Source organism: Candidatus Epulonipiscium viviparus (assembly GCF_000171335.1).
Classification (GTDB): Bacteria; Bacillota; Clostridia; order Lachnospirales; family Cellulosilyticaceae; genus Epulonipiscioides; species Epulonipiscioides viviparus.
On record NZ_ABEQ01000007.3, the window covers coordinates 36,028 to 57,502 of the forward strand.

A 21,475-nucleotide genomic window follows, 5' to 3' on the forward strand; every position below is an offset into this window, starting at 1 on the left:
GGTCGTGCATTTGTAATGTGCGGCTCTATTTGTATTTGAAGACTAATACATCTAAACGTATTAGCCTCATTGTTTTAACTTTCAACTCGACGGACTTCATTGACATCATTGATATTAATAATTTTGCGGATAGCTTCTTCGAGTTGTCGTCTATGCGATATAATAAATTTGACATTAAATAGTAAGTCGTGAGTTTTAATTGATTTGACGTTAAGAGATTTGATATCAAGACTCATATCGTTTAGTATTTTTAAAATTTCGGCGACTATATTGGGTCTATCGATACATAATATCTGTATTTCGGTAATATACTGCATTTGTGGAAGCTCAGAATCTTGCCAACTTGCCTGACTGATGCGCTCTGGCTCGTTTTTCATTATATAATTAATGTTGGGGCAGTTGCTTTTGTGAATAGAAATGCCGCGTCCTCGAGTTATATAACCAATTATTTCATCGCCAGGAAGAGGATTGCAGCATTGAGCAAATTTTATGGCAATATCGCCAAGGTCATCTATGATAATTCCGCTTTTGCTTTTAACGTATTCTGTAGGTTGAATAAATTGATCTTCAAATCCTTTTAGGAGATCCTCGTCTTTAATAACTTCTTTGTTAGCCTTAATATTTTCGTCTATGAGTCGGCTTAAGACTTGTTGCTCTTTGATGCTCCCATATCCTATGGCTGCGTAAACTGCTTCCCAATTTTTTAAACCATAGCGCCTATAGACGTTAGTAGTAGCTTCTGGAGTAAGTAAAGAAGCGAGCTTATATGCTTTATGTTTTGCACTAGTTTCGAGCAAATCTTTACCTTTTAAAATATCTTCTTCTTTAAATTGCTTTCGAAACCATTGATTAATTTTATTGCGAGCTTGAGTAGTTGTAACAATGTTTAGCCAATCTCGGCTAGGACCCTTTTTGGAGGCAGAAGTGAGGATTTCGATTCGATCGCCATTTTTAAGAGTGGAGTCGAGGTTAACAATTTTATCATTTACTTTGGCGCCAGTCATTTTATTTCCAATATCAGAATGGATATAATATGCAAAGTCGATAGGTGTCGCTCCTGTTGGGATAGTAATTAGATCGCCTTTTGGAGAAAATACATATACTTGATCGGTATAGATATCTAAGTCAACTTTAATAGCAGAAATGAATTCCTCGTTATCGCTCATGTCTTTTTGCCATTCAAGAATTTGTCGAAGCCAAGCTAACTTTTCTTCCGAAGTATCCTGAAAAAGTCCTTCAATTTTGCCTTCTTTATATTTCCAATGAGCGGCAATGCCATACTCGGCTGTTCTGTGCATTTCCATTGTGCGGATCTGCAATTCAAAGGGAACTCCGTTTGGTCCCATTAATGTGGTGTGTAGAGACTGATACATATTGGGCTTTGGCATAGCAATATAGTCTTTAAATCTGCCAGGAATAGGAGTAAAGATGTCATGTGCAACTCCAAGTACTCCATAACAGTCTTTGACATCTTCTACTATCGCACGAACTGCAAAAAGGTCATAAATTTGATCTATAGTTTTATTTTGATTAACGAGTTTTTTGTAGATACTAAAAAAATGTTTAGGTCGACCCTCAACATTTGCTTTGATGCCAAGTTTATCTAGTTCGTTTCTAATTTTTACAACGATTTGATTAGTTATTTCTACTCGCTCTTGTCTTTTTTTGGCAATGGTTTTGACCAAATAATAATACATATTGGAATTTATATACCTAAGAGATAAATCTTCAAGTTCTGCCTTTAACTTACAAATCCCCAGTCGATTAGCAATAGGGGCATAAATATCCATAGTTTCTCTAGCTATTGCTTGTTGTTTTTCGGGAATCATATATTTGAGCGTTTGCATATTGTGGAGCCTGTCAGCAAGTTTAATCAAGACAACTCTAATATCCTGAGCCATAGCAATAAACATTTTACGATAGTTTTCTACTTGGAGTTCTTCTTTTTGTACTTTTTTATTAGTAGAATGATATTTAATTTGGCTAAGTTTTGTAACTCCATCAACTAACAAAGCAACTTCTTTGTTAAAATTCAATTCTATATCTTCGAGAGTCATACTTGTATCTTCGACAACGTCATGTAAGAGTCCGGCTGTAATCGATTCGATATCTAATTCTAAATCTGCTAAAATCTTAGCAACTCCGAGTGGATGAATTATATATGGCTCTCCAGACTTCCTAAGCTGGCCATTATGCGCATTAGATGCAATATCATACGCTTTTTCAATCATACTAAGGTCATCAGACGGGTGATACGCCTGGATAGCTTTAATCAATTTTTCAAAAGTATTAGACATATCGTCCCTCCCTTCTTAATATTGCAATAAAGTTTCTACAATTATGTCTTTTAATAATTCTCTACCTTTAAGACTAGTAAGCTCAATTAAACATACAACCATTACAACTTCACCACCAAGTTTGGTAATAAGATCTACCATTGCCTTATTTGTTCCACCAGTTGCAAGYAAATCGTCWATTAAGATCACCTTYTGACCTGGCAAAATAGCATCCTGATGAATTTCTAAAGTATTTGTTCCATATTCGAGATTATAACTTTGTTGATATGTTTTATATGGAAGTTTACCAGGCTTTCTAATAGGAATAAATCCTTTTTTTAAATTGTAAGCAACGGGAACTCCAAAAATAAATCCCCGAGATTCAGGACCAACTACTAAATCAAAATCAACTTTACTGACGGTTTCGCAAAGTAAATCGATTGAATAAGCTAATCCTACAGGATCTTTCAAAAGAGTGGTAATATCTCTAAATAAAATCCCTTTTTCTGGATAATCTGGTATATCTCTTATAAGTGTTTTTAAATCCATTAATTATTCTCCTTTCAAAAACTGCGATAATTGATTAAACCGAGTAGAGTTTTCGAGCTTATTTTTTGCATAACTTTCAATTCTATAGTATATGCTATTATTGTTGTATTTATAAGACAAAAAACCAAGTTCACAAAATATGTCAATGATTTGTAAAATTTTGTATTCATTTAATTTTAGGGTAAAAGATAATTGGTTTAATGAAATATTATCAGCGGCATATTTTTTTAAATATTGAAAAACAGCAGCGCAATCACTATATGAAGGTATTAATTGAGTAATTTCATAATATGAAAGCCCTTTTAAATGTGTCATAGGAGAGTTTTGAAATTTYGTGTAAAGTTCCAAGTAATATAATGAAGTCGTTTCATTAGCAGATCTAATGGCCGTCATCATAAATTGGATAGTCGTTTTACCGTTCCATTCGTTTTTGGATATACTTCCGGCAATCTCTACTTCTTCGCCTTTATTCAAAAAATTACTTAATTGACCTTGTGAAAAAATAATAACGTCAAGGAATTTATTATTGTCTTCTAAAATAATTTTTAGATGCTCAGATCGTTTTCCCATGTGAATAATTTTGGAAATTTTGCCTTTAACCAATAAAATTGGGCTACTATTATTTTGACCACAAGGTTCTAATGCAGATAAGCTATTATACAGATCTATAGTTACTTCTGAGAGAGGAACTGTAGCATCGATATAAATTTTTGGCGTTAAGAGCTGTTTGTCAAGAATTTCATAATTAGCTTTATTTATATCTTCGGTAAAGTTTCTTATTTTGGAAGCAGATATTGTAAGTCCGGCAGCTTGTGTATGTCCTCCATATTTGATGAGGTATTGCTGCTGTTCAGTAATGGCATTAATAATACTGAAACCGTCGATGCTTCTGGCCGAGCCAACATATTTGTCACCATCAAGCGTGCAGACAATTGTAGGTCGATAATAGTGTTGCGATATTTTAGATGCAACTAATCCTAATACTCCATGATGCCAATCAGTACCAGTAATGACTAAAACTTTTTCTTTGGATAAGTCGATATTGTTTTTTACATATTCAAAGGCAGCGGTAACAATTTCGGCTTCTTTGGCTTTGCGTTTAATATTATTATTATCCAGTAGCTGAGCTAGTGTGGCAGCTCTTTGGGTATCCTGCGTAGTAAATAATTCAATCGCAAGATTAGCATCAGACATTCGGCTTATAGCATTAATTCGAGGAGCTACTTGAAAAGCTATTGTATAGGAGGTGATTGGTTGACTATTCTTATTTATTATGTTTAGCAATGCGCGCAAACCAGGATTGCGAGTATGCGTGATCAATTTAAGACCTAACGAAGCTATAACTCTGCTTTCTTGTAGCAATGGAACCATGTCGGCAATTGTGCCAATTGAAACTAAATCTAAATATTTATATACATATTCTTCTAAGCTAAGTTTTAGTGTCGTGGCTATGGCAGTAATAAGTTTAAATACAATACCAACACCAGCAAGATTTTGAGAAGGATATGTGCAATTGGGCCTTTTATAGTTAACTATACAATGTGCATCTGGAATTTGATCGAGACATTGATGGTGATCAGTTATAATAACATCTATCCCCTTACTGCGAGCAAAATCAACTTCGGCTATTGCTGTAATGCCATTATCAACAGTTACAATTAAATCGGTTTTATTATCGGCTAAATAAAGTATGGCATCAATATTCATACCATATCCTTCTGTAAATCTGTTAGGAATATAATAATTGACTTTGGCACCAACTTCTGTTAAAAACATATATAAAACAGATGTACTGGTAATGCCGTCAGCATCATAATCTCCATAGATAGTGATTTGCTGTTTTTGTGAAATAGCATCTAAAATACGAATCACGGCTTTGTCCATATCTAGCAACGCAAAAGGGTCATGAAGGTCTGCTATTTTAGGATTTAAGAAACTTTCTTTATCAGAATCGAGGATATTTTTTGCTGCTAATATATTATCAATAATACTTTTGTTTGGATTGTTAGAAAGAAATTTCCATTCATAATTGTTTGGAATCATCAGATCACCTCATAAAAAAGTATGGTCAAAAATCAAAAATTATAAACATAAAAAARACGATAGAATGTTGAGCTCTTCTATCGTCTTATAAACTRTTGTATAAAAAATAACTGCTAAGTCCTTAGAAAGTTACTTTGGAATGATATTAAACAAAACTAATCTATATTTATGCAAACTTTTCATCATGAAATACAGCATTAACTTTATATTTTAAAATTATATAATATAGATTATAATCGTCTGTGGTAGTATCCGATATGTTCGCCATATTGATTCGCTATGTTAGATAATTGGCTAGTTAAAGATTCGTCTGGAGGAGCAGTGTATTTGACTGGTCGAGAATAAATTTTGGAATCTTCTTTCTTTTTCTTTAAGGCTTCCTCGCGTTCTTTAACTCTTTCTGCAGCGATTTTTTCTTCTAGCTTAGAAATCTCAACATCATATGATTTAAGATCGGATTTGATTTCTACTAAGGAGCTACCGTTAGCTAAAGTTTGAGAAATCAATTCGTTTTTAATTTCTAAAATCTTGTCTTTTTGTTTTGAGAGTGTATCTATAACGGACATTGCTTTGCCTTGTTTAGAAATTGTGAAAAAATTTTGAGACTTATTTTGAGATGTATTTGATTGAGACTGAGATTGAGAAGATGCTTCAACTTGGGAATCATCACCATAATTTATTTTTCCATAAGTATTATTAACTCTATATTGATTTAACGCTTTTATGCTCATAGTAATACCTCCTGTGAAATTAAGTTTAGTAATATAATCTACACATGATATATCGACGAATTTAGATAATTCTTGATGATATATCTGTAAAATATATGATAATCGTAGTAAAATTGCAAAAAAAATTACAAAATGTGGGAATTAAATTGGTAAATTTTAAAAATTCGATAATTGGAAAATCAAGGAAATAACAATTTTGTCCCAAAAAGTAATGATTGTGGTATAAATAGCATATACTGATATAAGTAATACTATGAAGGGAGATAAAAATCATGGTAGATACAATATCAGAAGTATTGCCAAGGCATATAAAGAATATGATGCTGAAAATAAATCCTAGAATAATTAATGAATTAGAAGAAATTCGAATTAGAATTAGTAAGCCTATTATTTTGAGAACACATGATAATGAATTTGGAATTTTTGAAAATGGTGCTTGTAAGCCTAACAAAGGCTATTGTGCTAACAAAACAGATATAGATGGAATTTTAAAATTTGCTAGTGGATTTTCGATGTACGCAATAGAAGATGAATTGAGATCTGGATTTATTACTATTGCCGGCGGTCATAGAATAGGAGTTGTTGGTAGAGCAGTTATAGATAATAAAAATTTAAAAACAATAACAAACATATCAGCAATAAATATAAGAATTGCACGAGAAGTGGTAGGTGCAGGTAATAAAATTGTTCCATACATATATAAAAATAGAAAAATTTGTAATACGCTGATTGTTTCTCCGCCTAAATGTGGAAAAACAACAATTCTGCGAGATGTTATAAGAAATCTGAGTAATGGAGAAAGCTTGGATGTTTCTTATCACGTAGGAATAGTGGACGAGCGTTCAGAAATAGCTGCTTGCTATATGGGTATTCCACAAAACGATGTAGGAATTAGAACGGATGTRTTAGATTCTGCACCAAAAGCTGAAGGCATTTTAATGCTACTTAGATCTATGTCTCCAGAAATAATTGCTGTAGATGAGATAGGACGAGATGAAGACTACAAAGCAATTTTTGATGCGTTGATTGTGGGAGTTACAGTTATATGTACAATTCATGGGAGCAGTTTAAATGATTGTTTAAATAAACCTCTATTAAAAGATATGTTAGATAAAAAATTATTTGAGCGAATCATTATTCTATCAAATAATCCAAAAGTAGGAACAGTTAAAGAAGTAATAGATGTTAGAAATAATTATAATATTATAAGATAGAATAATAAAAAAATTTTAAGAAAGGAGAAAATAGTATGAATACAATAGGGATGGCGTTAATATTGATATCATGTACACTTTGTGGTTTTGCATATGATGCCAATGAGAAAAAAAGAGTTCTACAGTTGGACGAGCTATTTTTGGGGTTTAACCTGCTAAAGAGTGAAATAGATTATAAGCTGACGCCTTTAATAGAGGCTTTGCAAGAAGTTGCGAGTCAAACTGAACAAGGAGTGGACAGGCTGTTTGGTTTATATTCACAAAAGTTGAATCAGCGGGATGAAATGGATACCAAAAAAATGTGGAAACAAACATTGATGGAAGCAAATCATTGGCTGCGACTAAAAGAAGAAGATTTAAAATTATTGGAATCTTTTGGCACAATGTCATCGCATTTTGATAGAGAGGTTCAACGAAATAACATCACCTGGTTACTCGAAAGTTTAAAGCAAAGACGAGATCAAGCAAATGAGTTATATGAGAAGCGTAGCAAATTGTATCGTAGTATGGGAGTTTTAATAGGTTTATCAATAGTTATAGTATTAATATAGGGAGGTTATATGATGGATATTACATTAATTCTTAAGATTGCAGGTTTGGGACTTGGGCTCTGGGCAGTGCAAGAAATTTTAAAAAATTCTGGAATGGGCAAAGCCGCAGACTATGTTGGAATTGCTGGTACATTAGTAGTAGTAATGATTATGGTTAATGAAATAATGGGATTTTTTACTACAGTACAAACATTCTTTACATTTTAGGGTGGTGGTTAGATGAATATCTTACAATTAGTAAGTTTTGCGGCAATTGGAGTTGTAATAATTAAAATACTTGATGCCATTGGCTCAAAAGTTACAACATACATAAAAGTTTTAATAGGGCTATCAATTTTTGGATTTGCGTGTACGCAGTTAGATGTTATTTTTGATATAATCAGAGATTTGGCAAGTAAGATTAATATGGAAGGAACTTATCTAACGATTATTTTCAAGATTATAGGAATTGCTTATATTGCAGAGTTTGGATTACATTTATGTAAAGATGCAGGTGAAGAAGGCATCGGAAAAAAGATAGAATTTGCAGCAAAAGTAATGATTTTTGTAGTGGCAGCCCCTGTAATTTTAGCACTCATTGATCTTATCACTGGACTTTTATAAGGAAAGGGGACAACAATGCAAAAGATTAAATTGTTAATAGCGCTAGTTATTTGCCTCTTTGGAGTGTGTGAGACAATGGCAACAGAAGAGGCAGGGAGTATCAATACAGATTTAATTATAGAAACACAGCTAGAAATGTTTAATTGGGATGAGATTGAGAAGTTAGAAGCAGATCTTTCTCAAAACGTTCCAGAACTAAAGGACTTCGATTTAAAACATGAAGTTGGATTAGTTCTTAGTGGACAAAAAAAGTTTAATTTAGAAACCATATTAGAATTTATAAAGGATAGTATATTTGCAGAGTTTTTTACATATTTGAATGTAATCGTAAGATTTATTTTGATTGTGATAGTCTGCAACATGTTGAATAATTTAAGCGCTGCGTTCGATTCTAAAAACACAACTAAGATAGCTTTTTTTGTTTGTAATATTGTGATATTATATAGTGTAATGCAGTCTTTGGTATTAATAGTAGAGYTGGCACATAAAACGATAGAAACATTGCAAGGGATAATGTTAATCATGTTACCAACATTGCTAGCGTTTATGGCGGCGTCGGGATATATTGCAACGTCGGCCGCGATGTCGCCAGTAGTTATTGGRGCRCTRAATATGATGGTATTTATAATACAAAATATATTGTTGCCTAACGTAGTGATAGTAGTAATATTACAAATATTGAATCAGATGAGCAACGAATTTGAAATCAATAAATTAATAGCGTTATATTATAAAGTAAACAAATGGATTTTGGGAACAATATTTGGGAGTAGTATAGCAATACTGGGAATATATAGAATGTCGTTGCCGTTCACCGATGTAACAATGAAGCGAGTGGGACTATCGCTGTCTACAAAGTTGATACCAATCGTGGGAAATGCCGTAGGTGGTGCAGTAGACATGATTATCCAAATATCTGGAATGATTAAAAATGCATTTGGAGTAGGTGTAATTATTTTCATAGTAATAGTAATTGCAATGCCGCTAATCAAAATCTTTGCGTATATATTTTTATATCATGTTGCGGGAGCAATTATTGAACCGCTTGGAGACAAGAAAATGGCAAAGATTGCAACAGATATTGCAAAGGGATGTGAGTTTGTAATGAGTTGCGTGGGGACTGTATCAATTTTGTCTATCCTGGCACTGGTAGTTTGCATGAGTGTGGGATCGGGCTTATTATAAAGGAGAGAGATGATGATATCAAATTTTATTGAATATCTGATGACGCTGGTGTGGGTAATGCTCTTTCTGGTTGTTGTCGAAATGGTTTTTCCAAGCTCAGCTCTCCAAAAATATATAAAGCTAATATTGAGATTTATATTAGTATATACAATTTTGGCTCCAATTATAAAAGGAGGCCTCTTTGAGACAATTCAGTATGATGAGTATGTCAATTCGTATCAAGATCAATTTGATATGATGACAGAAGGAGGAACTCAGATGCATAATTATGAGCAGGAGCTAAAAGAAAATTATGAGCTGCGTGAAATTGAAATTATTGAGCAAGCAGTGGAAAAAGAACTTGACATGAATGCTGAAGTAGTGGTATCTTCTATAGTGAGGAATTATATACCTCAGTTAACTGATATAGAAATAACAGTTTCAAAAAATGAATCAACGGATGATGGATTGATAAAAGTACCAAAAATAGTGATAGGAAAAAAATCAGATAGTGTACGACTGTATAAAGAAAATATTGAAAAAGAAATAAAAAATTTATTAAGCAACTTCTATAATTTAGGACAAGTTAATATAAATATAGAAGTACAAAATGTGGATTGAGAGGGGTAAAAAGATGTCAGAAGGAAAAAATCAGGGACCAGTTAGTATTCGTGATGCAGTAAAGAATGGCAACAATGGGGAGCCTGTGGAAAAGAAAAGTGTGGCAGAAAAGTTTTCAGAAAATTTGGAAAAAACTTTAGGCAAGAAATCGACAGCATTGTTTTTGGCAACAGCTATTTTGGGAGTTATGATAACGGTAATTTATGAAAAGCCTGAAAATGACGCATTGCTAGGAACAGAAAGCTTTGCACAGCAATCGTCGCCAATTGTAGGAGAAGTATTGAGCAAAAATGTTAAGGAGCCACAAGATACATACGCTGTACAAATAGAAAAACAATTAGAGGATATTTTAAAAAATATACAAGGATTAGGTTCAGTAGAAGTAATGGTAACGTTAAAAACATCATCTGAAAAAATATTGGCAGAAGATGTAAATTTAAGAAAAAATACAGTTAGTGAAATGGACTCACAAGGTGGGACAAGTACTGTAACAGAAGAAGACGAAATAAATAATGTAATAATGAGTGGAAGTTCTCCRTATGTAATTCGTGAAGATATGCCACAGATAGAAGGCGTATTAGTTGTTGCGGGTGGAGGAGACAATATTGGTGTAAAGAATGCAGTAATAGAAGCGGTATCATCGCTGTTGGATATACCAGTACATAAGGTATCAGTATTTAAAATGGAAAACAAATAGGGAGGATAAATAAATGCTAAATTTTAAAAGGAATCAATTAATAATTACGGTTCTAGTATTTATGATTGCAATCGGTGGATACTTGCAGTTAACAACAGATCCGCAAAATCTACCAGCTTTTGTAAATGAAGACCAAACAGAAGATATCAAAGTTCAAGAACAAGTTACCGATATTAATTATTTTGAAAAATTTTTAACACTTCCTCCAGATATGGAAGATAGCGATATGGTAACAGATGAAACTTTACAAAATACAACAATGCTAGATGGCGCAACAGGAATGGAAGTAATAATAACTAAGGCAGATGGATCACAAAATGTATCATCTACAAATGTAGCAGCAGTTAGTTACTTTGCAGAAGAAAAAATGATTCGTGAACAACAAAGATCTACCCAAATAGAAGAGTTAAACGAATATATAGCGAATTCGGCTATCGATGAAAATTCAAAATCTAAAGCGGCACAGTCTTTGTTAAATCTTCAAGATAAGATCGAAAAAGAAAACGGATCTGAATCGTTATTGCGTGCTAAAGGATTTTCGGATGTATATGTAAGAATGGACGAAACTGCTGTGGATGTTATAGTTAACCGACCTCAGTTAACAGATGCAGAAATTGCACAAATTGAGGAAATTGTAAGTCGAACAACTGGCTACAGAGTTAGTCAAATTAAAATTCATATTAATAGTTGATAAAATATTTTATAGGCAAATTATCTTGTGACACGGGAAACCGTGTTATTTTTTTTTGAAATTTACATCATACCTGTCTTGAAATTTATCCCAAAACATATTATGATATATAAAAATACTTAAGGAGGCTGTTGTAATGGATTTTCAAAGAATAATTTGGGGAGATGAATCTTGCCCTCATTGGATTTTAGGAATGCATCAATGTGTAATGGAAGATAAAGAGAGAATTACGATGTGTGTGTTTTGTCCAGATGCTAGAGAGCTAACAGTAGTTAACAAAGTAAATGAAAAGGAATATATGATACCACATGTAGGGAATGGAATGTTTTATGGACCGGTTGGAAAATATAAAAATTCGTTTCCATATTATTTAAAGTTTGTAGGGCATAATGATTCGGTTTGGGAAACTGAGGATGCCTATGCATTTGCAGATCAACTGGATGGCGGAACGTTAGATGCGTTTAGAAACAAAGAGTATATCTATTCTGCTAATATTTTAGGTAGTCGAGTAACAGAAATTGATGGCATTAAAGGGTGCATTTTTAGAGTCTTTGCTCCAAATGCAAAAAGAGTAAGTGTAATTGGGTACTTTAATAACTGGGACGGGCGCCGTCATATGCTAACCAAATTGGGAGATTCAGGAATTTTTTCGATTTTTATTCCAAGAGTAACAACAAACGATTTATATCAATATGAAATTAAAACCAATAACAACGAACTTTTATATAAAGCCGATCCATATGCAAAGCATTTTGGACCAAAACCCAAAAAACATAGTTTGCCATACGACCCATTTAGTTATCAGTGGAATGATGAAAAGTATTTGAAAAACTTAGAAGGAACTAATAGTAAAAATAGGCCGATTAGTATTTATGAAGTGCATATTGGCTCCTGGAAATTTAATGAAAATGGGGAGTCATTAACATATACTCAATTAGCAGATCAACTAGTGAGTTATGTAAAGAATTTAAACTACACACATGTAGAATTTATTGGAATTTTAGAGCACCCATTTGATGGTTCTTGGGGATATCAAGTRACAGGATTTTTTGCTCCAACAAGCAGATACGGCACAACAGATGAGTTTAAGCATCTTGTGGATCGTTTTCATCAAAATGACATTGGAGTAATATTAGATTGGGTACCGGGGCATTTTCCAAAAGATGCGTTTGGGTTAGAGTTTTTTGATGGAACAAAGCTGTATGAAAGAGAAGGAGAGCACCCAGACTGGGGAACATTGCTATTYGATTATTATAAGAGAGAGGTAAAGAACTTTTTGCTATCTAGTGCATATACTTGGCTAAGCGAATTTCATATAGATGGTTTGCGTGTTGATGCCGTGGCATCTATGCTATATGGTGGAAATTTATCGAATACGCATCCAGATATGACAGCGGCAACATTTCTGCAGGAATTAAATAAAATGGTGCATCATCTTTTCCCATACAAATTGATGATAGCCGAAGATTCAAGCACATGGGGCGGAGTTACTGCACCTGTTTCGGTGGGCGGACTGGGATTCGACTTTAAGTGGGATTTAGGATTTATGCATGACACGCTCAATTTTATGAAAACAGAGTATGATTATCGTCATATAAATTTAGATAAAATGACGTTTAGTTTTAATTATATGTATAACGAGCACTACATGTTACCAATATCTCACGACGAAGTGGTTCATTGCAAGAGTCCATTGATATATAAGATGTGTGGAGATTTTTGGCAAAAGTTTGCTAATGTGAGAGCGTTACTAGCATTGATGTTCACGCATCCGGGCAAAAAACTACTATTTATGGGTAGTGAGATAGGACAAACGAGAGAGTGGATCGAAAAAAATCAGTTGACTTGGGAATTGYTAGAGTATCCAGAGCACAAGGGACTGCAACGATATATGAAGGAGCTCAATTTGTTATATAAAACAACACCAGCTTTGTATCATGACGAAAATATAGGAGAGACTTTTGATTGGATAAATGGAGATAATAAAGAGAGTTTAGTGGTATCTTATATAAGACGCACAYTAGAAGAAGAGTTGATTGTTGTAGTAAACTTTTCTCTGTATCCACGAATGGGGTATAGTGTTGGAGCGGCCAAACCGGGGACATACAAAGAGATATTTAACAGTGATAGAGAAGAGTATTGTGGAAGTGGGGTATTAAATACGAATTTGATTAAAACCTTGCCAGAGAGTTGTCAATATAAAGAGAATCGAATTGTAATCGATATACCTCCTATTGGAGCGACAATTTTAAAAAAAATCAAGTAACTAAATTAGGACACAGGTGACTATGCTGTGTCCTTTTAGTTTTTACTATGCCACAACATGATCTGGTTGAGTTACTGATGCCGCCATAGATTGTTGTGCTGATTGTTTGAGTAAGACTCCACGATTAGAATAAATTTTAGGGTCTTGGCTATTTTGCTTAGTCACTTCTTGTTGTTGCTTTACRTTTTCCTTGCTTAGTTTTTCTTCAAGATTATGTAATTGTTTTTCATACGCAGCGAGTTCAGCTTCTATATCAAAAAGACTGCCTCCATTTGCTAATGTTTCGGTTATGAGTTTATTTTTATCATTTACRATTTTTTCTTTTTGAGTAGACATAGTTTTTATAACAGATAAGCTTTTCCCATGTTGCGAAGGATTAAATAAGCTGTTTTGAGTTTCTGCTACTTTAATGGCATCATCTTTGGTATTGTCCAATGCGGGAGTATTTTTTACATAATTAAAATTATAAGTAGATTGGTTATTTAAATTATTAATGTACATTTTTATCACCTCATGTGTTTTGCACTTTCTTCAAATAGTATAAGAAACATTGTGTAAAATTTGCTACAATAAGTATATCGGCAAAATTTGTAATTTGTTTTAGTGTTTAGAATTTCCTTATTTTGGGTATAATGATGTAAAATTATATGATGTTAGAAGGATACTAAAATGAAAGAAAAATTTGTGCATTTACACGTTCATACAGAGTATAGTCTGCTAGATGGATCTGCAAAAATAGCAGAATTACTAGAGAAAGCTAAAGAATTTGGTATGAATCATTTAGCAATTACAGATCACGGGGTGATGTTTGGAATAATAGATTTTTATAAAAAAGCAATAGAAAAAGGAATTAAGCCAATTATAGGATGCGAAGTTTATGTGGCTAAGCGTTCGCGGTTTGATAAAGAGTCACAAGATGCGAGAAGTTATCATTTAGTRTTGCTTGCAGAGAACAATGAAGGGTATCAAAATTTAATCAAATTGGTTAGCTTGGCATATATAGAAGGATTTTATAGACGACCTCGTGTGGATTTGCAACTACTGGAGCAATATCATAAAGGCATTATAGCRYTGGGAGGATGTTTAGCTGGCCCGGTTTCTAGAAGATTGCTAGAGGAAGATTATGAATCTGCTAAGAAGGCGGCACTGCAATATAGAGACGTGTTTGGAGAAGGAAATTTCTTTCTAGAGATACAAGATCATGGTCTTGCAGATCAAAGAAAAGTAAACCAAGAAACAATTCGCATATCGCAAGAGACAGGAATTGATCTTGTTGCAACAAACGATGTTCATTACATTACTGCAGAAGATAGTAAGGCACACGAAGTTTTGCTATGCATTCAAACTGGAAAGACAATGAGCGATACCACGAGAATGGTTTATGAGGGAAATCAATTTTACTTAAAGAGCGCAGAAGAAATGAGAACATTGTTTCCATATGCCGTAGAAGCAATCGAAAATACGGTTAAAGTGGCCAATAGATGCGATGTTAAATTTGATTTTAATGAGTTAAAGTTACCAAAATTTTTGTTGCCAGCAGGAGAAAGTTCGCCAATAGAATATTTAACTAAGCTATGCAAGAAGGGGCTTTCTAAGAGATATAAAGAGGTGACCGCACATCTAGAAGAGCGACTAGAATATGAATTAAAAATTATTGCTCAGATGGGGTTTGTAGATTATTTTTTAATCACCAACGAYTTTATTATGTATGCAAAAAACAAAGAGATAGCAGTTGGGCCCGGGCGGGGTTCTGCAGCTGGAAGTATAGTTGCATATGTTCTCGAAATAACAGATATAGATCCACTAAAATATAATCTGCTATTCGAGCGATTTCTCAATCCAGAGAGAATTTCGATGCCAGATATTGATATAGATTTTTGCTATGAGCGAAGACAGGAAGTTATAGACTATGTGATAGAAAAATATGGTAAAGAGAAGGTTGCTCAAATAGTAACTTTTGGAACAATGTCAGCAAGATCAGTAATTCGAGATGTGGGCAGAGCTTTGGATATGCCATATGCAAAGGTAGACAAGATTGCCAAGATGATTCCTACAGAATTAAAAATCACGATCGCAAAAGCATTGAAATTAAACTCCGATTTACAACAGATTTATGACGATGAGTCAGAAATAAAATATTTAATCGATATGGCCAGCAAGTTGGAAGGAATTCCTAGGCATTGCTCAATTCATGCAGCAGGGGTGGTGATCTCCAAAGAAGATCTTACAGAGTATGTGCCGCTTAATGCAAGTGATGGGGTAATAACGACGCAATTTCCAATGACTACGTTAGAAGATCTGGGAATGCTTAAAATGGATGTGCGAATTGTTCGCTAACGAAACAATCCAGAAATGGAAACAAGTTAGCGGAGCAGGRAAGACTATCTTTCTTGTTTAACTGTTAGTTTGAATAGAGTGGTGAAACTCCACTTAAAAAGTAAATATCGATACTTTTACCCTGAGATTCCGACATGCTGTCTAACCTTAATATTATACGGTATGAAGCTCGGTGAAGTCGACTGAAAAGAAGTCTAAGTAAATACAAGCAAAATATATGACAACGAAGTAAGTCGGGGGTCCTTAAGATGAAATATCTTTAAAAAATAATATGCTTACTAACCAGAAACTGCCGTATGAAAGGCTCGTGATTTAAGACCCCGTCGAAAGATGGGGTGCCKCCCCTCTAAGGGAACTAATCGTAGTAGTATTATTGTCCATTGAGGCTACTATTTTTATCGCATAGACGATATTAGCTCTGCTTCCATTCGATTAAAGGAAAAATGAGCGGTTAGCGGGTTAAAGGCAGCAGCTAAGTTATTATAATAAAGGATAAAACTAACGGAACAATTGAACCTCAAAAGAAAATGATAAGGTGATTAAGAACCGATGTTTCTATCAGGTAGGAAATGACCTGTGTATTTGGGGGGCAGCAGCCCGTAGTAGCGTTGAAGCAGAGTAATGTCTGCAGAGCAAAGGGGCATAGTCGTAGATTACGATATTGTAATTTACGATGGAACGCCGTGTGCGGTGAAAGTCGCATGCACGGTGTGAAGGAGGGGAAAAGGACACCAAACAAATAATGTTGTGGTTGTTCCTTACCTATTCCTATTTTTTGGGGCTTAGAACTCTTACTGTAATTCAAAAAGCAAAAGAATTGATTAAGCGAAATAAGGGCATTGACATAGATTTTGCAGACTACGATGATGCCAAAGTATATGCAACGATTTCAAGTGGAAAYACAGATGGAATATTTCAGCTAGAAAGTGCTGGTATGAAGCAATTTATGAAGGAACTTGCGCCAACCAATATAGAAGATGTAATAGCAGGAGTTTCGTTATACAGACCAGGCCCTATGGATTTTATTCCAAAATATATAAAAGGTAAAAATGATTCAGCTAATATCACGTATACGCATCCGGCATTGGAGACAATCTTAAAAAACACATACGGATGCATTGTCTATCAGGAGCAAGTAATGCAAATCGTGCGAAAACTTGGTGGATATAGCTTAGGGCGAAGTGATTTATTGCGGCGTGCTATGGGAAAGAAGAAGACAGAGGTGATGCTAAAGGAGCGCGAAATTTTTATAAATGGAAATGGAGAAGACATTTCAGGTGCGGTAAATAACGGAATAGACGCAGCYGTTGCAAATCAGATATTTGACGATATGGTAGACTTTGCCAAGTATGCATTTAACAAGTCGCATGCTGCAGCATATTCTATAATCTCATATCAAACAGCATATCTAAAAACACACCATCGATTAGAGTTTATGGCAGCGCTGATGACATCCGTAAAGGATTCGATAGAGAAAGTTGAAATGTATATAACGAGCTTAAAAAAGCAAAATATAAAGATGTATACACCAGATATAAATACCGCAATWGGTGAGTTTTCAACAGTTGAAGATGGAATAGTATACGGGCTATATGCAGTAAAATGCGTTGGAGAAGCTGCCGTTGATGATATCATAAAAGAAAGAAATGAGAACGGAAATTTTAAAAGCTTAACAGATTTTTGTAAGAGGCTTCATATCAAAGATGTGCGAAAGAGAATGATAGAGGCTCTAATATATGCAGGAGCATTTGATTCTTTGGGAGGAAGTCGCGGGCAGTATCTTGCTATATATGAAGGAATTATTGCTGGAATATTGTATAATAACAAGAAACAAATAGCAGGTCAGCTAGATCTATTTTCTATGGGCGATGAGAATAATGATATGAAACATAAAGATGAATTTCCTAATATCGAAGAGTTATCGAAAAAGGAGCTGCTAGATAAGGAAAAGGAAGTTTTGGGAGTATATTTAAGYGGACACCCATTAGGTGAATGTGCACAAAAATTAGAGATGTATACAACWCATCATTGTGCAGAATTACACCAAAARAATGAAATTTATAATGAATTGATTCTAGGGGGAATGATCACAAATGTAAGAGAATTTCTTACTAAGAAAGGGCAAAGAATGGCATTTATCGAGCTAGAAGATCTAACGGGTGCGTGTGAATGTATTGTGTTTGAGAACTATTATGCTCACTTAAAAAAAGTAGATCAAAATGTGCCTGTCCTCATAAAAGGAAGAATATCGCTCAAAGATGATGATGTAAAAGTGATAGTAAATTTTATCGAAAATATAGAAGCTAAACCGCTGGTGATAACTTTGAATGCAGCAATGAGAACGCCTGAAATAAGTAAAAAGTTACTAGAAGTATTTGCAGAGCATCGGGGGACAACAACTGTTGCTATTGAAAATGAAGAAAGTGGAGAGATAAAGCCGTATCCAGCGAAGTATAATATAAAAATAAATGCRGMATTTACAGAAAAACTAAAAGCGATAGTGGGGGACAATAGATATAAAATGCCAAACGAAAAATAGGCAATCACTCCTGTAAAGAAGATAATTGCCTCGGCTTAAGTATTGATTTAAGATTTCTTGATGAAAACTACAGCAACTAGAGTTATGGCGATTAATGTAATCATCAAAAATGCGTCTACTGCTATTTGGATGGGATTGGCTTGGTCGCCGTTCATCATAGCAAGCATTTCATCTACCATTTCCGCTTCTAGTCCCATCTCCATCATCATTTCCTTCATTGTTTCGATATCAGGCATCTCGCCGTTCATTCCCATAGGAGGCATTCCGCCTTTCATAGGGGGCATTCCGTCTTTCATAGGAGGCATTCCGACTTTCATAGGATGCGCTGCCCCATCGCCAGATGAAGGACCCATGGGAGGCATTCCGCCTTTCATCTTTGGACTCGTTAAAAGTGATAAATCTAAGTCATCGCTATTGATAAGCTTTTCGGGGTTGGCAGCCTGAGCATCGGTCGTTGCTGGTACTGTTCCATCTATTTGCCCCGCTATACTCTCGCCTCGAAGTAGTAGCAACTGGATCAATTCGTCGCGAGCGGCTTCAAATTCTTCATAAGTACAAAATGCTGTYGYATCGTTTTTGACATAATCATCTATCAGCGCATTAAGTGCTGCAGCAGTGTCATCGATGTTTTGCAGATATGCTGCAAGCGTTGAGAGAGATTCGTGATATTGCTGCTTGTAGACTTCGTTTTCCATTACAACTTCTAATAGCGGGCGATCTGCCATCTCGACGCCAAATACTGGAGTATCGATCGGAAAATTTACGATATCCGAAGCGTCATCGGTCATAAATAAAATTCCAAACGTGGAAGAATAGTCCCAAGGCAGAATGCTAACCTTGCCGTTTTGTTCGTATAGAAAATAGTTTTGGCACATAAATGTAGAGTAGCTGTCGCCGTTTACAGAGACCGTGTGCGCTGCTAAATATGGGATAATTTGCTCCATATCCCAATATTCTTCTAGCTCGTCGAGGCTTTCGTAATTATTCAGAACCTCGATAGCTTCTACAACACGCGTATTGTCGGCACGGTCCGCGGTGGAGCCAATCGAATTTTCAAAGAAACCTGCATAGCTTGCTAAATCGTTTCCTACATATTTCAAATCGAGGCCATTGCCCGAAAACATCTCTGCAGATGGCATCATATTGCCTCCGCCAACGATATCTGCAGCTTTGGCGCTATATAAATAGCCGTTGCTGTTGCCGTAAACACGTTTTTGAAAGCTGCTGTTATAAGATTCTAGTCCCAAATATAGCCCCCAAGGATCGCCGTTTAATGTAACGTCCGCATAAGTATAGAGCGGAGCATCAACGCCCAATTCATTCATCATATCGAAGCTTATATATTCGCGCAAATATGAATTGTCTTCGTATAGATTATTCAACACCAGCACGTCGAGCCCAAAGCACGTTTGCCCATCTATATATTCGTCGAATTTAATTTTGAAGCTGAAGCGGTCTGTATCAGGGTCCATTGCAATAAATTGAAGGCTAGAATTTCCCTTGGGTCTAATCCCCACATTTTTGAAGAGGGTGCCATTAACTACAACATCAACTGCTGTGTATTGCTCATCTGTTGCAGTATCAATGATGTGTTGCCAAGTTTCATCGTCTGCTAATATATCGACAGAAAAAATTTCGCCATTAAAAATTTCGGTTTCATATTCCATTGCGATAGGAGCTGCTGCAGTTGGAGTGACGGCTTGGTATAGGATTAGTGCCATCGTGGCGATCATAGCAACTGCGATGCAAATAGCAGTCAGTGTTTTCAAGTTCTTTTCGCTCATAGAGCCGCCTCCTTATCCTGCATATTCTCCGTTATATGTCACCAAAATTGCGTTTCGAACACCTGCTATAGAAGTGATTTTGTTTACGAAGTCTGTATCATCATTCCCTAATCTAAGTTCGAGCGTGATTTCAATATTGTCTGCGCTAATGGTTTTGGATTTTAATATATTCACGATGCTTTCTTCTTTGATKACTGCCATTACAGCTTTTTCAGCCGCACTGTCTAAGCAATTTATCACAAAAATATACGGTGTATCTTTGGATTTTTTGTTCACAAATACTACAAGTAAAAGTCCGACGATGATAGAGCCAAATACTGCAAGTGTGGTAAAGCCAGCGCCGAGAATGATGCCGTTTGCTATGCTCCAGAATAGGAATGCTATATCCAGGGGCTCGCGGATTGCGGTTCTAAAACGTACAATCGATAACGCACCGACCATACCTAGAGAGAGGACCACGTTGCTTGTAATTGCTAAGATTAAGATGGTGGTGATCAGCGACATTGCCATAAGGGCGACTGCAAAGCTYTGAGAGTACATRACGCCGCGATAAGTTTTTTTGTATACGGCCATAATTAGCAATCCTAATGCAAATGACAATAGAACTGCTAAGCCCATGTCCAAAAACGAAATTGCTGTTACATTTTCCAAAAAGCTACTTTTAAAAATATCTCCAAAATTCATAAATCTCCTCCTTGTTTAATGCGGATTAATAAAAGCTTCGGCTTGCGGCATATTTTGAAAAAGCGCTGTGGCTTCGAGTGCCGGCTTGAATTGCTTGCCGTATAAATTCAGGTAAAAATTCATCGTATTTTACTTCTAGCACGATGTTATTGCCGGTTTTGATCGTGGGATGCGCCGAGTTTAAAAAGTCTAGCGAAGATAGCCCCGTGCGGATATCGGTATCCAATGTAATCCGAACATTGCCTGCGGGGTAAATGAAAACTTCGCGGTGATAGTTTACAATTACTATGGGCTTCAAGCGCTGCGTTACCATTTTGTAGTATAGCTCAACAAACAAATCTGCAGTGGAATGAGCCAAAAACTCATGCTGCCCATCGATTAGGTTTTGCACTTCTGCGGCAGTGATGGGTGCGCTYTGTTTGTTGCATAGCCCATTTATTTTAGACTTCTTTTCGAGACGAATGAAGTTGGTATCGCTATTATAGTAACGAATCCTAAATTTTTCGCGGCGGTTGACACCATCGATTTTTTCRAGCAGGGCTTTGTTGTTGTAGTTATCAAAATATAGACTGCGAACAATGTATTCGGAATTTTCGCCGGCATGGGGATCTTTGTTACATATCACTTTAAGTCTGTTTCTTAAGTCGATATATTCTGCATATGTAAGAATGTGTTTAAATTCGTGTCTAAATTTCATTGGCATTCCTTCTTTCGAAAAGAGTTGA

General features: G+C 35.3%; 17 protein-coding genes and 2 pseudogenes. 11 read left to right on the plus strand and 8 right to left on the minus strand.

The features are described 5' to 3' along the window. Positions 1 to 74: 74 nt before the first annotated feature. The 4 genes from EPU_RS01960 to EPU_RS01975 all read right to left on the minus strand — a co-directional run bounded on the left by EPU_RS01960 (position 75) and on the right by EPU_RS01975 (position 5,599). Positions 75 to 2,297, minus strand: coding sequence for a RelA/SpoT family protein (locus EPU_RS01960; protein ID WP_010166272.1), 2,223 nt, complete (start codon positions 2,295 to 2,297; stop codon positions 75 to 77). A 15-nt stretch (positions 2,298 to 2,312) separates the two neighbouring features. Next, on the minus strand, positions 2,313 to 2,825 hold the full coding sequence (locus tag EPU_RS01965; RefSeq protein WP_029487808.1) for an adenine phosphoribosyltransferase: 513 nt from the start codon (positions 2,823 to 2,825) through the stop codon (positions 2,313 to 2,315). A gap of 3 nt (positions 2,826 to 2,828) precedes the next feature. Continuing rightward, the gene (gene recJ, locus EPU_RS11230; RefSeq protein ID WP_010166276.1) at positions 2,829 to 4,868 is read right to left on the minus strand and encodes a single-stranded-DNA-specific exonuclease RecJ; all 2,040 of its coding nucleotides are present in this window, start codon (positions 4,866 to 4,868) and stop codon (positions 2,829 to 2,831) included. Between the two features lie 230 nt (positions 4,869 to 5,098). Next, positions 5,099 to 5,599, minus strand: a complete 501-nt coding sequence (locus EPU_RS01975) for a hypothetical protein (RefSeq protein ID WP_010166278.1) — start codon at positions 5,597 to 5,599, stop codon at positions 5,099 to 5,101. A 272-nt stretch (positions 5,600 to 5,871) separates the two neighbouring features. Here EPU_RS01975 and spoIIIAA point away from each other — a divergent pair, with 272 nt between their 5' ends. The 9 genes from spoIIIAA to glgB all read left to right on the plus strand — a co-directional run bounded on the left by spoIIIAA (position 5,872) and on the right by glgB (position 13,406). Further along, complete coding sequence (gene spoIIIAA, locus EPU_RS01980; RefSeq protein WP_010166280.1) at positions 5,872 to 6,813, plus strand: stage III sporulation protein AA; 942 nt, start codon at positions 5,872 to 5,874, stop codon at positions 6,811 to 6,813. A gap of 35 nt (positions 6,814 to 6,848) precedes the next feature. Beyond that, positions 6,849 to 7,364 carry a stage III sporulation protein AB gene (locus tag EPU_RS01985; RefSeq protein ID WP_010166282.1) on the plus strand — a complete coding sequence of 172 codons (516 nt, stop codon included), beginning with the start codon at positions 6,849 to 6,851 and terminating at the stop codon, positions 7,362 to 7,364. Positions 7,365 to 7,376: 12 nt separating this feature from the next. Beyond that, positions 7,377 to 7,571, plus strand: coding sequence for a SpoIIIAC/SpoIIIAD family protein (locus EPU_RS01990; RefSeq protein WP_010166284.1), 195 nt, complete (start codon positions 7,377 to 7,379; stop codon positions 7,569 to 7,571). Positions 7,572 to 7,583: 12 nt separating this feature from the next. Then, positions 7,584 to 7,967 carry a stage III sporulation protein AD gene (spoIIIAD, locus tag EPU_RS01995; RefSeq protein ID WP_010166286.1) on the plus strand — a complete coding sequence of 128 codons (384 nt, stop codon included), beginning with the start codon at positions 7,584 to 7,586 and terminating at the stop codon, positions 7,965 to 7,967. Positions 7,968 to 7,982: 15 nt separating this feature from the next. Then, positions 7,983 to 9,152, plus strand: coding sequence for a stage III sporulation protein AE (locus tag EPU_RS02000; RefSeq protein WP_029487814.1), 1,170 nt, complete (start codon positions 7,983 to 7,985; stop codon positions 9,150 to 9,152). 12 nt (positions 9,153 to 9,164) lie between these two features. Then, the gene (locus EPU_RS02005; RefSeq protein WP_010166288.1) at positions 9,165 to 9,752 is read left to right on the plus strand and encodes a stage III sporulation protein AF; all 588 of its coding nucleotides are present in this window, start codon (positions 9,165 to 9,167) and stop codon (positions 9,750 to 9,752) included. A gap of 13 nt (positions 9,753 to 9,765) precedes the next feature. Then, a complete protein-coding gene (locus tag EPU_RS12580) occupies positions 9,766 to 10,449 on the plus strand; it encodes a hypothetical protein (protein WP_010166289.1) in 684 nt (227 codons plus the stop codon). A gap of 13 nt (positions 10,450 to 10,462) precedes the next feature. Then, positions 10,463 to 11,140, plus strand: coding sequence for a SpoIIIAH-like family protein (locus EPU_RS02015; protein ID WP_010166290.1), 678 nt, complete (start codon positions 10,463 to 10,465; stop codon positions 11,138 to 11,140). A gap of 136 nt (positions 11,141 to 11,276) precedes the next feature. Beyond that, positions 11,277 to 13,406 carry a 1,4-alpha-glucan branching protein GlgB gene (gene glgB, locus EPU_RS02020; RefSeq protein ID WP_044149243.1) on the plus strand — a complete coding sequence of 710 codons (2,130 nt, stop codon included), beginning with the start codon at positions 11,277 to 11,279 and terminating at the stop codon, positions 13,404 to 13,406. 45 nt (positions 13,407 to 13,451) lie between these two features. On the opposite strand, the gene EPU_RS02025 is transcribed toward glgB, so the two are convergent. Next, positions 13,452 to 13,907, minus strand: coding sequence for a hypothetical protein (locus tag EPU_RS02025; protein WP_029487817.1), 456 nt, complete (start codon positions 13,905 to 13,907; stop codon positions 13,452 to 13,454). Between the two features lie 168 nt (positions 13,908 to 14,075). Here EPU_RS02025 and dnaE (EPU_RS11240) point away from each other — a divergent pair. Further along, positions 14,076 to 15,725 (plus strand): annotated as a pseudogene (dnaE, locus tag EPU_RS11240) (DNA polymerase III subunit alpha); the annotation flags it as partial. 790 nt (positions 15,726 to 16,515) lie between these two features. Next, positions 16,516 to 18,282 (plus strand): annotated as a pseudogene (dnaE, locus tag EPU_RS11245) (DNA polymerase III subunit alpha); the annotation flags it as partial. 47 nt (positions 18,283 to 18,329) lie between these two features. Here the strand turns inward: dnaE (EPU_RS11245) and EPU_RS02035 are convergent. From EPU_RS02035 to EPU_RS02045, 3 genes are all read right to left on the minus strand, one after another. Continuing rightward, entirely contained in the window at positions 18,330 to 20,066 is a 1,737-nt protein-coding gene (locus EPU_RS02035; protein WP_010166293.1) for a CotH kinase family protein, read from the minus strand. Between the two features lie 12 nt (positions 20,067 to 20,078). Further along, positions 20,079 to 20,750, minus strand: a complete 672-nt coding sequence (locus EPU_RS02040; RefSeq protein WP_029487818.1) for a DUF4956 domain-containing protein — start codon at positions 20,748 to 20,750, stop codon at positions 20,079 to 20,081. A gap of 25 nt (positions 20,751 to 20,775) precedes the next feature. After that, on the minus strand, positions 20,776 to 21,475 hold a 700-nt coding region (locus tag EPU_RS02045), incomplete at its 5' end, for a polyphosphate polymerase domain-containing protein (protein ID WP_330360210.1).

Coding starts and splice junctions, on each gene's coding strand:
- EPU_RS01960 (WP_010166272.1), bottom strand. CDS start 2,297: ATGTCTAATACTTTTGAAAAATTGATTAAAGCTATCCAGGCGTATCAC.
- EPU_RS01990 (WP_010166284.1), top strand. CDS start 7,377: ATGGATATTACATTAATTCTTAAGATTGCAGGTTTGGGACTTGGGCTC.
- EPU_RS02005 (WP_010166288.1), top strand. CDS start 9,165: ATGATATCAAATTTTATTGAATATCTGATGACGCTGGTGTGGGTAATG.
- EPU_RS01985 (WP_010166282.1), top strand. CDS start 6,849: ATGAATACAATAGGGATGGCGTTAATATTGATATCATGTACACTTTGT.
- EPU_RS02015 (WP_010166290.1), top strand. CDS start 10,463: ATGCTAAATTTTAAAAGGAATCAATTAATAATTACGGTTCTAGTATTT.
- spoIIIAD (WP_010166286.1), top strand. CDS start 7,584: ATGAATATCTTACAATTAGTAAGTTTTGCGGCAATTGGAGTTGTAATA.
- EPU_RS01975 (WP_010166278.1), bottom strand. CDS start 5,599: ATGAGCATAAAAGCGTTAAATCAATATAGAGTTAATAATACTTATGGA.